Below are 14,708 nucleotides of genomic sequence, written 5' to 3'. Positions count from 1 at the left end.
CCACTATTGTTCTACAAAAAAGGGGTCAGTATCCGCCTTAAATTTTTTTTGGATGTGTGGTTATCCGCCGTTTTCGGCTCAAGAATAGAGCTTTCTTTAAACCGTAGTTTATCTATTTATATCAGTAACTATGGGTTCTCCAGCTTAGCGATATACGTTTTTATCTGAGTTGGCCTTCTTTTTGCTGTATTGGGTATATAGATTCAGGCAAGTCTGCGTAAAAAAGTGGAATAGCGCTGAGTTTAAAAACAAGAACGATAAATAAAAGTCCCATAACAGGAGATTTCACATGCGTTTACTGACTGCTGCAGTCACTACCCTAGCTTTAACTTTTGGAGCGCAAGCTGTTTCCGCTGCTCCAGTAGAGATTAAATTCTCACACGTAGTTGCTGAAAACACACCTAAAGGCCAGATGGCAATTAAGTTTAAAGAGCTTGTTGATGAGCGTCTTGCTGGTAAGGTTGAAGTAAAAGTATTTCCTAACTCTCAGCTTTTTGGTGATAACAAAGTACTTGAAGCTATGCTGTTAGGTGATGTGCAGATGGCTGCGCCTTCACTGTCTAAATTCCAGAAGTACACTAAAACGCTTCAGATTTTTGACCTTCCGTTCCTATTTAAAGATATGGCAGCGGTAGAGAAATTTCAGAACGGTCCAGAAGGCCAGAAATTATTGAATGCTCTGCAGAAGAAAGGCCTTGTCGGTCTTGGTTATCTGCATAATGGTATGAAACAGCTTTCTGCTAGCAACCCGTTACAAGTACCAGGTGATGCGTCAGGTAAAAAGTTCCGCATCATGACATCTGATGTACTTCAGGCGCAGTTTGAAGCGGTTGATGCTGTACCATTGAAAAAACCATTCTCCGAAGTATTCACATTACTTCAGACTAAAGCAATTGATGGTCAAGAAAATACATGGTCTAACATCTACTCGAAAAAATTCTTCGAAGTGCAGCCGTACATCACAGAATCGAACCACGGTGTTCTTGATTACTTAGTGGTAACTTCTGCTGAATTTTGGATGGGCTTGGATAGCAATCTGAAAGTTGAAGTTAAGAAAGCGCTAGATGAAGCAATTAAACATGGTAATTCTATTGCTGCTCAGAAAGCGGATTCTGATAAGCAGAAGATTATTGATTCTAAACGCTCTGAAGTGCTAACACTTTCTGACGCTGAACGCGCTCAGTGGGTTGAAGCGATGAAGCCAGTTTGGAAAAAGTTTGAAGATCAGATCGGTGCCGATCTAATCAAAGCTGCCGAAGCGTCTAACAACTAATATAAGTTGGGACTCTCACCGGGTAGGAATCTCGCTCCTTCTACCCGGTATCTATCTCTCCCACATTCAGAGGAGAGCTTCAGACAAACCAATATTATTTATTGGAGTTGTCCTGTGAATGTTGTTTCACCTAACTATTCTAATCGAACGACGTGAGTCGCTACGGGGGCCATTATGGTACGTAATCTCGTAACTAAGCTGGAAGAGGGCTTTTTATCTGCGCTTCTAGTTTCAATGACCTTGCTTGTTTTTGCTGAAGTAATTGCTCGCTTTGGTTTTAATGCAGGCATCCACTGGGCGCAGGAAGTAACGCTTCTTCTTGCGGCTTGGTTTGTCCTTTTTGGTGCCTCTTACGGCGTTAAAGTAGGTGCACACATCGGCGTTGATGTGTTCGTAAAACTATTACCTCAAAATACACACCGTTTTATTACGTTAGTGGCCGTAGCATTATGCTTGGTTTATTGCGGGCTGTTTCTTTACGGTTCTTGGATCTACCTAAGCAAGATGAAAATGATCGGAATTGAGTTGGAGGATCTACCTATACCTAAGTGGATTCCTATGAGTATTCTTGTCATCGGTTTTGTTTTACTAATTATTCGTTTCTTGCAACTAGGCTGGAAGGTTGTGACTAATCAAGCAGATGGTTTTCATTTTGCTGATGAAGCGGAAGAATCTATGGAGATCGCTAAAGAGCTAAAAGAAACAGCACTTGGTGATGAGCAGCCCCAGAAAGTATCTAAAGTATCTAAAGAAGGGGATAAATAATGACTATTGCCGTGCTATTTATCATGCTTTTTGGTTGCATGTTGATCGGTATGCCGATCGCTATTGCTCTAGGTTTATCTTCTGTAACAACGATTCTGTTGTTTTCAAATGATTCCCTTGCTTCAATCTCGTTGAAGCTATTTGAAGCGACATCAGAACACTATACATTACTCGCTATACCTTTCTTTATTTTGTCCTCATCCTTCCTATCAACAGGCGGTGTTGCTAAACGATTGATTAACTTTGCAGTTGATACTGTTGGTCATATTCGAGGCGGCTTAGCGATGGCATCGGTTATGGCGTGTATGCTGTTTGCAGCCGTATCAGGTTCATCGCCTGCCACTGTTGCGGCTATAGGTACTATTTGTATCGCAGGCATGGTGCGTTCCGGCTATCCAAAAGCATTTGCTGCGGGCGTTATTGCCAATGCGGGTACTTTAGGTATTTTGATACCGCCTTCGATTGTGATGCTTGTTTATGCTGCAGCTACAGAAGTATCTGCATCGCGCATGTTTATGGCGGGCTTTCTTCCAGGTTTGATGATGGGTCTTATTTTGATGATCGCTATCTATATTGTAGCGAGAGTTAAAGGATTGCCTTCTCAGCCTTTCCCAGGTTTTAAAGCGCTGGCTAAATCGGGTTTGATTGCTTTAGGCGGCTTAATGCTGATTATCATCGTATTAGGTTCTATATACGGTGGTGTGGCATCGCCAACTGAAGCTGCGGCGGTTGCGGCTGTTTATGGCTATTTTATTGCTGTGATGGGGTACCGAGATATAGGTCCTATGAAAGGCATTCCTTGGCAGAAATCGGGGGAGAATATCATTGCTGCAGCAGTACGTAACTCTGTGCAGATGATTATTGCTATTCCTAAGTCCATCAGTGATCCGGAAGTACGTAAAGTGTTGCTGGATGCATCTAAAGTCTCAATGATGCTGCTATTTATCATTGCCAACGCAATGCTGTTTGCCCATGTACTGACGACAGAGCGTATCCCTCATACCATTGCTGAGCAAATTATTGCTTGGGGCTTACCTGCTTGGGGCTTCCTCATCGTAGTCAATATCTTGTTATTGATTGCCGGTAACTTTATGGAGCCTTCAGCAATATTGTTGATTATGGCGCCTATCTTGTTCCCGATTGCTATGAAGCTGGGTATCGATCCTATCCATTTAGGCATCATTATGGTGGTGAATATGGAGATAGGGATGCTGACCCCGCCGGTGGGGCTCAATCTCTTTGTCACAGCCGGGATAACCGGGGAAAACATGATATGGGTTATCAAGGCGTGTCTACCTTGGTTGTGTTTGCTCTTAGGTTTCTTGATGCTGATTACTTATGTTCCTCAGATATCATTATTCCTGCCAGAATATATCGACCAATTAAATGGTTATTAATTAATCTCGTCCCTGGGAGGTTTCCCTTAAAACTTCCCATTTCTAATCTGTTGATTAGTGCATTTAACCACCGCTTGCGGTGGTTTTTTTTGTTTAGTGCTACTTTGTTATTTAGCACTATTGGGCAGTTCGTGTTGCAACAGGTATAATCCGCCGTTCAAACTATTTACGGCAGAAAAGAGATACTAGGGTGTTAGGTTATTTAGCAGCGCTGTGGGGTATTACCGGCATCAGTTTATTGTTAGGCAGTGCGATTTATCGGTTAAGTTCGATAGGTTGGCAAACCTTCACATATGAGCTGGAGTGGTATCATTGGTTGGCGATGGCCGTTTGTATTGCTTTTATGGGGTTTGCTGAAGGTTATCGTGGATTCCAAAAAGCTTGGGCTCCGCGGGTAGCTGCACGTATTTTATATCTTTCTCAGAACGCCTCCCCTTTAAGAGTGTTCTTAGCACCGTTGTTTTGTATGGGCTTTTTCTCCATTGTGCGTAAAAGGATGATAGTGACCTATTGCTTGACGTTAGGGATTGTCGGGATGGTTCTTCTTGTTCATCAGCTTGAACAGCCTTGGCGAGGGATTATCGATTTAGGCGTCGTTACCGGTTTAGTTTGGGGCGTGACATCGTTATTCCTGTTTACCTTACAAGCTTTTTTTGGACAGAGTTTTGAGCACTCGCCTGAGATGCCTTAACGGCAAATATGATTCCTGAATCTGATGAGTTTTCCTTAACCTTCAGGGTGTTTTCTGCGCAGCGTTCAGTTTTCCAGTTTTTGCGTCACCGCTTAGTTGATGCTCACGGCGCACAGTTAGCCGATCTGTCTAGTTCTTATCGTATTCTTATTGATAATCAACCGGCTTCTTTAAATCAAGCTTTAGATGCTGGGCAAAAGGTGACAGTTTTCCTGCCAGAGCATCAGGAGGAAGTTGTCGATACTCGCTGGAAACTACTATGGGAAAATACAGAGCTACTTGCTCTTTATAAGCCTCATCTTTTACCTGTAAGTCGTACCACGCGCAATCTTTACCACACACTTATCTCTTTGGTTCGGCGTGAAACAGTCTACGATCAGTGCCAATTACTACATCGCTTGGATACGGAAACAGCGGGGGTGATTCTGCTTGCTAAAGATCGGGCTGCTGATCGAAAGTGGAAGCCTAAACTTAATCAGTTGATGCTAAAAAAAGTCTATCATGCGTGGGTAAGTGGTGAGCCAAGCTGGGATGTTCATCGGTTTGAGTGTGAGTTATCAGAAAAAGAGGGTAGCTTAATTCGCAGTCAGGTATACGTTGTTGAACCAGATAGTGCCGATCTTTTTAAAAAGCCTAAATACAGTAAGACAATATTTACAGTGCTGCAGCGTAAAGCAGGCTATACGCTGATTGAGTGTGAATTATGTACTGGGCGTAAACATCAAATTAGAGCTCAATTAGCCTACTTAGGTCATCCCATTCTGGGTGATAAAATATATGCTCATCAAGGGCGGTATTATCTTCAGCGATTAACAGAGGGGCTTTCAGCATTGGATTATCAATGTCTAAGCAGTCCCTATCAGCGATTAGAAGCGGTTAAGGTTGTTCTGTCACTACCAGACGAAAAGGTGGAAATTACTACAGATGCCTATTCGCACCTGTAGTTAATTCTCCTGATTTAGCCAAGGAATAGTTTGTAAGCAGTGTTGTCCGTTTCTTCCCAGTAGTTGTAACCGATTTTAGATAGGAATTTACCCACTTGGTCGCGTTCAGCGTTGGGTACTTGCATGCCAACTAATACGCGTCCATAAGCTGCGCCATGGTTACGGTAATGGAACATGGAAATATTCCATTTACCACCTAGTTTGCTAAGGAAATTCATCAGTGCCCCAGGACGTTCCGGGAACTCAAATCGATAAATAACCTCGTCATTAAGGCTGTTAGGTGAGTGCCCTCCCACCATATAACGAACGTGGAGTTTGGCGATCTCATTATCTGTTAGGTCTTCAACTTCATAAGCTTGCTCACGGAGTTCAGTAAGGAGTTCAGTACGGTCATTGCTGTTGGGCGTTAGCTGCACTCCAGCGAAAACAATCGCATTGCTATCATCGCTATAGCGGTAGTTGAATTCGGTGATATTACGTTTACCTAAGGCTGAACAGAACTTTTTAAAACTTCCTGCTTGCTCAGGGATGCGTGCGGCGATAATTGCCTCACGTTTTTCACCTAGTTCAGAACGTTCTGCAATATGACGTAAACGATCAAAGTTAACATTCGCGCCAGAATCTATAGCGATCAGTGTTTTATCTGAACATTGCTCTCGGTTAACATATTTTTTCATACCCGCGACACCTAAGGCACCTGCCGGCTCGCAGATAGAGCGGGTATCATCATAGATATCTTTAATCGCTGCGCAAATTTCATCGGTCGATACAGTGATTACTTCATCGACATACTTTTTGGCAACCTCAAAGGTATTTTCACCAATGATGGCAACAGCAACGCCGTCAGCAAAAATGCCCACCTGATCCAGTGTAACGCGCTTACCGGCATCTAATGCAGCTTTTAGACAAGCGGAGTCTTCAGATTCGACGCCAATGATTTTTGTCTCTGGGCGAAGGTACTTAACGTAGGCAGCGATACCTGCGATTAAACCGCCCCCGCCTACAGGAACAAAAATCGCATCTATAGGGCCTGATTCTTGACGTAATATCTCCATGGCAACAGTGCCTTGGCCCGCGATAACATCAGGGTCATCAAAAGGATGGACGTAGGTCATTCCCTTCTCTTTGACGAGTTTCTGAGCATAGCTGGACGCATCGTCATATGCATCTCCGTGTAGAACTACTTTGCCACCTAAGCGACGTACATTATTTACTTTTACGTCGGGTGTAGTTTTTGGCATGACGATGGTTGCTTTAACACCGAGGTATTTAGCTGACATTGCCAAGCCTTGCGCATGGTTGCCTGCGGAGGCGGCAACAACACCGCATGCTTTTTGTTTTTCCGTGAGCTGAGCCATTTTGTTATAAGCCCCGCGAATCTTAAATGAGAAAACGGGCTGCTTATCTTCACGCTTAAGTAAAATTCGATTTTCCAGACGTTCAGACAGGCCTTTGGCTTCATCCAATGGCGTTTCTATTGCTACATCATAAACGCGGGCTTCTAAAATTTTCTTTATATAACGGTCTGGCATAGGGATAACTTCATCTGAAAAACCAAATAGGGTAGAAATGGTAAAGGCAAAGCGGTATTGCGTCTACACGATGGAGGCGATGCAGCGTATAATTTACGCAGAAATTAACATTTATTAGCAAATACGGGTGTTTTAACTGCCCGTTAAGCACAGGTGCCAATCATGACGCAGGATGAGATGAAAAAAGCAGTTGCCGATGCTGCTGTAGAATACATCAAACCTAAACTAAGCAAAGAGAGTATTGTTGGTGTAGGTACAGGCTCTACTGCAAATTTCTTTATTGATGCGTTGGCAGAGATAAAGCATATGTTTGATGGCGCTGTTGCAAGCTCAGAAGCGACTGCTGAACGCCTAAAAGGACATGGTATTGAGGTGTTTGATCTTAATTCTGTTTCTGAAATGGACGTTTATGTTGATGGGGCGGATGAATTTGACTCCGGTTTAAACCTTGTTAAAGGTGGTGGTGGCGCATTAACTCGCGAGAAGATTGTTGCTGCTGTGGCGAAAGAGTTTGTTTGTATTGTGGATGGTACTAAGAAGGTGGGAGTGCTCGGTGCTTTTCCGTTGCCGGTAGAAGTGATCCCTATGGCGCGTTCTTATGTGGCACGTGAAATCGTGAAATTAGATGGTATGCCTGAGTGGCGGGAAGGTTTTGTTACTGATAATGGCAACTTGATTTTGGATGTCCATGATATGGAAATTATGCATGCCAAAGAACTCGAGACGCAGCTAAATAACATTGTTGGCGTAGTGACCAACGGGTTGTTTGCGAATCGTGGTGCTGATGTCGTCTTGATGGGCACAGAGACGGGTGTAGAGACAATTACTCTATAACTCGCTGGCACTCTTATATCGCTCAAAGCCTCGCATCTGCGGGGCTTTTTGTTATGGATAACTTATTCTGATCGGCTTGCCTTTTTTACTCTATCGGTACAGCGCCAACCACCCATAATCGCAAGTCCTGCAAAAAGAAATAGGGTCATTGCTAGGCTGTTATTTATCAGCATCAGTTTTTCGTGATAGATGCTTGATATGCCCAAGACTAGACCCGCACTAATAACGCAGGTAATCGCTCCTATAGCAAAAGCAACGTAAATTGGTTGTTCTTTTTTTACGCACCATTTTGCCAATAGGCCAATGGTCAGCCAGTAACTCAGTAAAATGGCAATAGGGGTTATATTTTCCATGGGACTCCAAAGTATTCGGGTCAATCTATAGTTAAGGTCGAAAAACCAGTTACAGATGATATTAAGGTTTTATTACGGTGAGGTTAAATAGGACTTACTGTTAGCTGCTTTTAAGCAAACTATCCGTCTCTTTTCGTGTTGAGATACTAAGGATATGCAGATAGCTGTGGCGCATAGAGAGATGTATAAGCGGGGGCGGGAATATTAGGCTGTTTTCTTAGTGAGTTAAAAACAGCCTAATGCTTTTTTATCAGTTGCTTATAATACTTAGAACGTCATTCGGCTAATAGCTATACTTGCTGGCATAGTAATCCAAGCCATAGCTATTAAGTTAATAATGATCCAAGAGAAGCCAGAGGAGTCGCGGAAATCTTCGTTATGTTCTGCCATGATAGTCACCCCTAATTAAAGATATAACGATGCCAGCCTGTTCTGTGAAGTAAATCAATAGAGATGACTTCAACCCATGTTAAGCCTGAGCCCTTAAGAGCTTCTTTTTGGCAGGGTGTAGAGAACGGCTAAAACCGTGTTAATGTGCATAGAACTGTCTTGGTGGTCTATAGTAGATTCGCCAATTGCGCGGGATTTTAACAGGATTGTTTAAAATTTAATAGGTTATTTATATTGGTGTATTAGCACTTAATAGTGGTGCTATATCATTGCTTTTTATGTGGTTTTTTGCGTTAGCCGACAAGATCTGATCTTTTAGTGATTAATATATTGATTTTTTTATAGAACGTTAGGCTCCTATTCATAAAATTCTATTATGATGAATAGACTAGCGTTAGATTAATGAGTGAAAAATAATTATGTTGCGTTTCTTTCTTATCTCCATTGTTACTCTTGCTTTACTGTTTCACAGTGTGCCTTATCTTGTTAGAGATCAGGTTGTTGTTTGGTTGTTAAATAATGGCGCAGAGCAAGCGGAATTAAAGGCAATTAAAGTTAACTGGTTTACCGGTCATATCCTTATTGATGGACTTAAAGCGTCAACGCCAGATAAACCGGCGTTAGTGGTTGATCAGCTCAGCGTTGATTTAGATTACTCGCAATTAAAAGATGAAAAGATAGTATTAACTGCTGTTGAGCTAATGGGTATTAATCTAGGTCTTCGTGAGCAGGGTGAAAGTCTGTGGTTGGGCCCTATTGATCTGAATGGATTAACGAAGAGCGATAGTCCTGCAGAGCCTGAAGAGGAAACCGATGATGAACCATCTAATTGGAGCTTTGGTTTAGCTGAATTACGCTTAACTGATATTAAATGGTCTGCTGATATAGCAGGTCAGAAACATCAGTTGCAATTAAAGACGGGCCGTGTTGCTGACTTTTATCTATGGGATCAGAATCAGCTCGTTTCTATTGATCTAGATGGTAAGTTAAACAATGCACCAATAACCCTCTCTTCTAGTTCTTTACCTTTACCTGAAGAGAAGAGCTCAGAGCTTAAAGTTAAATTAGAAAACTTCCCATTGCACAGTGTTACAGGGGGCTTTTTACCGACACTTCGTGCCCATATAGACCTTGATTTAAATATTAAAGCGCAGAGTAATATAGGCAGCCATTTAACTAATGTTGTACAGAATGGTTCTATACGTGTACGTAATCTCGCCTTTGAGCAAGACGATTTAAAGATCAATGAACAAAGTTTAGCGTGGAGCGGTAGTGTTAATCTGGCGTTACTCAAAAGCGAATTAAAGTCCTTAAATACTAAGGGAAAACTAGCACTTAAAGGGGTAAATTTAACTCAGGCTGGAAGTCAGTTGTCATTAGATGACCTGCAGTTAAATTCAGCGATTAACCTACAAGGTTTAAAGCAACTTAACGTCTCTGATTTAGCCCTTAATCTGAGTAAATTAAAGCTTTCACAAGCGGATCAGGCCGTCGATATCGATGCACTGACCCTAAATGCCAGTGCTGAAGCACAAAATTTAAAACAACTTAGAGTCTCTGATTTAGTCCTTAACCTGAGCAAATTAAAGCTTTCGCAAGCGGATCTGGCTGTCAATATCGATGCTCTAGATCTTGCTGCCAGTGCTGAAACAGCAGATATGGATGTTTGGAAAGTGTCTTTACCCAGCTTAAATTTAACGGATGTTGGTTTATCTGCGGCAGATGCTTTGATCTCTATTAAAGGTTTTGCGCTAGCATCGGCATCATTGCAGCATAAACTTGGATCTGAAGCTGCAAACTTACCTGAGTTGCAACTATCTGTACCTAAACTGGATGTAACAGATGTTGACCTATCAGTATCCGGTGACTCGCTTGTTTCAGTAAAAGGGTTAACTCTGGCGTCAGCTTCTTTACAGGGTTTAGATCAGATGACATTAGCTGAACTGAACACTGAACAGTTAAAAGTGGCTGGGGATGGAGGGGGGTTCACTCAGTGGAAGGGTATTCGTGCGAAAAAAATCCAGCTAAACCAATTACAGACCCTTAGTATTAATCAGCTCCTTTTAAATGATAGTCAAACCCGCTTACATTTAACGTCTACGCGTAGCTTGTCGGATCTAGATTGGTTGTTGGCTCATGTCCCATCAAGCAAAGGGGATTCCGAGTCTAAAAGTACAGCAGCGGGTGGAAAACCTTTCCGCGTTAAACTTAATCAAGTATTACTCTCCGGCAATAATCAGGTCAGTGTTGTCGATCAGGGTGTAAAACCCGCTTTTAAAACAAAACTTGATATTAGCAAAATTAATCTGCGGTCTTTAGATACAGGGTCTAAAGGTGAAACAAGCTTTGAGTTAGCAGCCAAAAGCAAGTTTTCTACGATTACTGCAAAAGGGGCGATGGAGCTCTTTAGTGGCAATTACGGTGGTCATTGGGATGCGGTGATTAAAGGGCTTGAGTTACCAGAAGTTAGCCCTTATTCGTTAGAATATACCGGTTATTATTTACAAAGTGGTCAACTAACATTGACCACTAAAGGCTCAATTAAAGATCGGAAGTTAGATGGAGATTCAGATATTCGTCTAAACAAGCTTGAGGTGGAAGCACGTAACAATAAACGTAGCGGAGAGTTCGATAAAAAAGTATCTATGCCTTTAGGCACCGCCATCATGATTCTTCAAGATAATGATAATAATATTGATCTACAAATACCTTTAGATGGCTCGTTGGATGATCCTAAATTTGGTTATCAGACGGTTATTAATAAGCTGGCAGGAAAAGGGCTTAAAAATGCAGCTATGGGTTATCTAACTAAAGCACTTCAACCTTTTGGCGCGTTGATTTCTATTAGCCAGATGGTGATGGATGCTCAAGATAAAGGTTCATTTATTAAGCTGCAGCCTGTCTTTTTCTCCCCTGCGCAAACGACGCTATCATCCGAATCAAAACTTTATATGGCTAAATTGGCTGAGATGATGAATGAGCGTAAAGGGATGCGTATGAATATTTGCGGTTTAGCTGTTATTGCGGATAAGCCTGCAATATGGGAGCAGTTACAGGCTGAGAATAAAGAACGGGATAAGCCTGTAGATGAGGAGATCTTGTTACTTGAGTTAGAACCCGCTTTGCAAGCTTTAGCGCAGGAGCGTAGCGATGCGGTTAAGAGCGAGCTTTCAGATAAACAGGGGGTTGATATAGAGCGATTATTTAGCTGTTACCCTAAAGTTGATCTGCAAACTAAAGAGAAGCCACAAGTAACTTTAGGATTATAAAGCTTAGAGTAAGCGCCCCACAGTTCAAATAGTTAGGTATTTGAACTGTGGGGCTGTTATAAAAACTAACAGGTTACTGACTTAGCGGCTGATCAGAGTGTTGTAACTTTTGGCTAAGCTTTGTTGACGATGACTCAGTTTGCTAATCAGCATAAATAGTGCACAGCTCAATAGAGGTAAACTTATCCACAGGTAAGGATGCAGGACTGGATCAAGTTTTAAGAGTTGTTGATGAATTGGCCATAAGCTGACTTCGGTAATAACCACCGCTAAAAATCCACTAATTAAACCAATTAATCCCATCTCCATACGATCAAGTTGCCTACATTGCTGCTGGCTTGCACCGAGTGTTTGTAAAAGTGCATTTTCATAGCGGCGTTGTTCAAGCTCTTGGGTAAGCGTGACATACAGTAGTATGAGTCCTGCACTTGTCGTCAGTAGCATTAATAAACTTGATAGCATTGATAACCGAGTCAGCAGGTGTTGCAGTTGTTCCAGTATTTGCCGTACATCAATTAGCGTTAAGGTTGGAAAGGTTTCCATTAACTGTCGGCTAACTGAAGCGTTATCTTTGTCTAAATGAAAACTGGTTAAATAGCTGGCGGATAGATCCTCTAGCAGCCCTGGAGAGAAGATAAAATAGAAGTTGGGCTGGAATGAATCCCATTGAACTCTACGTATGCTTTGGACTTCAGCCTTACGTTCGATTCCCCCAATATTAAAACCGACAATATCACCTAATTTTAGTCCTAACTCCGAGGCGATTTTCTCCTCTATGGAAACAGAGGCTGGTTGAGTATCCTGTGTCTCAGCTGCTTTAGTCTGGGTGTCCCATTGCCCTTTTATTAAGGTGTTGTGGGCGGGCATCGTAGCGGTAGAGGTTAAATTGAGCTCGCGATTAAGTGAGGGGTGATCTTGCTGTTTTTTTGTTAGGGCTTCTGACAGCGGCAGATCATTAATACTGTTTAAACGGCCGCGATAGATAGGCCACAGCGGATTATCAATCTTATTTTGCTGTAACAATACTTGTAGGTCGTCCTTCTCCCACTCCTGAATGTTAATTAAAAAATGATTGGGGGTGTCTTCTGGCAGTTGATCCTGCCAACGACTGAGTAAATCGTTTAAAGCGATAAGGTTAATACTCAGCAGGGAGAATAATAGACAGATCACGGGGATCTGTACCCTATACCAGCGCTGCTGCTGTTGCACACGGCTAAGAAGCAAATTCCCCATAGGATGGTGAGGAGCCAATTTCTTGGTAATCTGTTTGCTGACATAAGCACCAAAGCTACCAAGGAGCCCTCCAATTAGGAGCAAGCAAAGAATTAAGCTGATCGTTAATAGAATATTGTTGAGATACCAAGTGGTCGAAATGATCAGTAGGCCAATAGCGATCAGGTAAGGCAGCTTGCTCCCCCAGCTAAGCGAGGCCGTTTGATCTTGAATAAGTTGCAGTGGATTACTTTTTTGTAGTTTAAAGAGGGAGGGCAGACCTAAGCATAGCAAGATGCTTATCCCCAGCAAGGGGCCCGATAAATAGGTAAAAGAGGACGCTGCTGGAACTGGTTGAGGAAGAACACCTTGTAAAAGGGTCAGACCTAGATTTTCTAATAGGAGTGCAAGGGAGACTCCCGCTATAGAGCATAAGGCCCAAGCGAAGATAAACTGTGTGATATACAGCAGCAGTATTTGATGGTCGCTTACGCCTAAGGTTTTTAGTAATGCGGCACGTTTGTATTGACTCTGAGTAAAGCGCCGAAGGCTGAGAAAAATGGTCATTGCCGAGATCAGCAGTGCAAAGAGAGCCCCGAGTCGTAGGTAGGAGGATGCTTTGCTTAGTGCGCTATTCTGCTGGCCCTCTTCCGATGCAATGGAGGTGAGCTTCTCGCCGGTTTTTAGATGTTGTTTTAAACTTTGTTCTAGCGCGCTAATCTGCTCAGGTGTACCCGCGAAAAGTTGGCTATATCTTAATCTAGCGCCGGGGCCAAGTAAGCCTGTTTGCTCTAATTGTTGCCGGTTAATGATTAATTGCGGGTTAAAGCTAATAAAACCTCGCCCGCGGTCGGGCGCTGATTTAATAACGGCGCTGATAGTAAAAGCAGTGCTCCCTAAAGTGACTTGATCGCCTAGTTTAAGGTTTAGCCGATCTAATGCACTTTGCTCAGCCCAAGCCTCTCCTAGATTGGGTATTTCGCTATCTAGGGGAGGGTCTAGAACGATTGTGCCACGGGGGTAAGTGCTTTGAAGTGCGCGTATAGTGACTAATAAAAAGTTTCCCCCGCTACTGGCCATAGTACCGAGTTGAACGACTTCACTTGACGTTATTCCCATTTCTTCGGCGACAAGCGCTGAGTTATCCGTAAGCCCGCGACTACTACTAAGAATGAGATCTGCGCCTAATATGTCGCTACCTTGGCGTAGTAATGTCCGTTCAATTCGTTCGCCTAAAACAGCCATTAGGCTTGCGATAGTAATGGCTAAGACTAATGCGATAATTAGGGAGCGCCATTCGCTGAGTTTAAGACAGCTTATACTTTGTTGGGCGGCTAATTTAATAGGTGTTGTTGCACTCATAGACTTATCTCAGTTAGCTCGCCATTGTGTAATCGTAAAGCCCGTTGGCAACGTTTAGCGAGGGAGGGGTCATGGGTGATTAAAATCAGCGTCGTATTTTGTTCTGTATTTAATGAGAATAGCTGTTGGATAATTTGCTCTCCAGTTTGCTCATCTAAGTTGCCTGTGGGCTCATCTGCAAATAATAGAGTCGGTTGTGTAGCAAAGCTACGGGCAATAGCAACGCGCTGTTGTTCACCCCCGGACAGCTCAGCGGGTTTGTGATGTAGACGAGCCCCTAATTCCACTTTTTCTAACCAACGGGCAGCTTCCTGTTCTGCATTTCTACTGTTGCGTATCTGTAATGGGAGCATGACATTTTGTAATGCAGTTAAATCGGGTAGTAGATGGAAGGCTTGGAAAACAAAACTAATATGTTGGTTACGAAATTCGGCGCGCTCTTTGTCGCTTAAATGTTCTAGATTTGTATCATTGAGCAGTATCGAGCCTGCGCTGGGCTGATCTAATCCCGCTAAGATAGCCAGCAAAGATGATTTTCCTGTACCTGATGGACCAATAATAGCTACCGTTTCTCCTCGCTGAATGTCGAGATTAAGATCTTTAAATAACTCTAAATTCCCTGCTTGAGTCTTAAACTGTTTTGCGAGATGCTGAGCACTGATAACTGTGTCTTTTTTGTGATTCAT

General features: G+C 42.7%; 12 protein-coding genes. 7 read left to right on the top strand and 5 right to left on the bottom strand.

Annotated features, from left to right (window positions below):
* Positions 1-289: 289 nt before the first annotated feature.
* The 5 genes from A3774_RS03320 (at position 290) to A3774_RS03300 (ending at position 5,070) form a co-directional block, all read left to right on the top strand.
* Positions 290-1,273, top strand: coding sequence for a TRAP transporter substrate-binding protein (locus A3774_RS03320; RefSeq protein ID WP_067863062.1), 984 nt, complete (start codon positions 290-292; stop codon positions 1,271-1,273).
* Between the two features lie 174 nt (positions 1,274-1,447).
* Complete coding sequence (locus A3774_RS03315) at positions 1,448-2,038, top strand: TRAP transporter small permease (protein ID WP_067863059.1); 591 nt, start codon at positions 1,448-1,450, stop codon at positions 2,036-2,038.
* Positions 2,038-3,435: a TRAP transporter large permease gene (locus tag A3774_RS03310; RefSeq protein ID WP_067863055.1), complete on the top strand. Its 1,398-nt coding sequence runs from the start codon at positions 2,038-2,040 to the stop codon at positions 3,433-3,435. Before A3774_RS03315 ends, A3774_RS03310 begins: the two co-directional genes overlap by 1 nt.
* Positions 3,436-3,625: 190 nt before the next feature.
* Positions 3,626-4,126, top strand: coding sequence for a hypothetical protein (locus A3774_RS03305; RefSeq protein ID WP_067863053.1), 501 nt, complete (start codon positions 3,626-3,628; stop codon positions 4,124-4,126).
* An 8-nt stretch (positions 4,127-4,134) separates the two neighbouring features.
* Positions 4,135-5,070 (top strand): RluA family pseudouridine synthase, encoded by a 936-nt coding sequence (locus A3774_RS03300; protein WP_082792331.1) that lies wholly within the window; start codon positions 4,135-4,137, stop codon positions 5,068-5,070.
* A gap of 14 nt (positions 5,071-5,084) precedes the next feature.
* Here the strand turns inward: A3774_RS03300 and ilvA are convergent, their stop codons facing one another.
* Positions 5,085-6,602, bottom strand: coding sequence for a threonine ammonia-lyase, biosynthetic (gene ilvA, locus A3774_RS03295; protein WP_067863050.1), 1,518 nt, complete (start codon positions 6,600-6,602; stop codon positions 5,085-5,087).
* Positions 6,603-6,764: 162 nt separating this feature from the next.
* Here ilvA and rpiA point away from each other — a divergent pair, with 162 nt between their 5' ends.
* Positions 6,765-7,436, top strand: coding sequence for a ribose-5-phosphate isomerase RpiA (rpiA, locus tag A3774_RS03290; RefSeq protein ID WP_067863047.1), 672 nt, complete (start codon positions 6,765-6,767; stop codon positions 7,434-7,436).
* 62 nt (positions 7,437-7,498) lie between these two features.
* Here the strand turns inward: rpiA and A3774_RS03285 are convergent, their stop codons facing one another.
* Positions 7,499-7,789 carry a hypothetical protein gene (locus A3774_RS03285; RefSeq protein WP_067863043.1) on the bottom strand — a complete coding sequence of 97 codons (291 nt, stop codon included), beginning with the start codon at positions 7,787-7,789 and terminating at the stop codon, positions 7,499-7,501.
* A gap of 267 nt (positions 7,790-8,056) precedes the next feature.
* Positions 8,057-8,179, bottom strand: coding sequence for a hypothetical protein (locus A3774_RS17125; protein ID WP_269454594.1), 123 nt, complete (start codon positions 8,177-8,179; stop codon positions 8,057-8,059).
* A 419-nt stretch (positions 8,180-8,598) separates the two neighbouring features.
* On the opposite strand from A3774_RS17125, the gene A3774_RS03280 reads away from it, so the two are divergent.
* Entirely contained in the window at positions 8,599-11,448 is a 2,850-nt protein-coding gene (locus tag A3774_RS03280) for a DUF748 domain-containing protein (protein WP_067863039.1), read from the top strand.
* 81 nt (positions 11,449-11,529) lie between these two features.
* Here the strand turns inward: A3774_RS03280 and A3774_RS03275 are convergent, their stop codons facing one another.
* The gene (locus A3774_RS03275; protein ID WP_067863036.1) at positions 11,530-14,022 is read right to left on the bottom strand and encodes an ABC transporter permease; all 2,493 of its coding nucleotides are present in this window, start codon (positions 14,020-14,022) and stop codon (positions 11,530-11,532) included.
* Positions 14,019-14,708 (bottom strand): ABC transporter ATP-binding protein, encoded by a 690-nt coding sequence (locus A3774_RS03270; RefSeq protein ID WP_067863033.1) that lies wholly within the window; start codon positions 14,706-14,708, stop codon positions 14,019-14,021. Before A3774_RS03270 ends, A3774_RS03275 begins: the two co-directional genes overlap by 4 nt.

Source organism: Neptuniibacter marinus (assembly GCF_001597725.1).
In the GTDB taxonomy this organism is placed as follows: Bacteria; Pseudomonadota; Gammaproteobacteria; order Pseudomonadales; family Balneatricaceae; genus Neptuniibacter; species Neptuniibacter marinus.
Note: the sequence above shows the minus strand (reverse complement) of the source record. Positions and strands in the feature narration are given on the sequence as shown.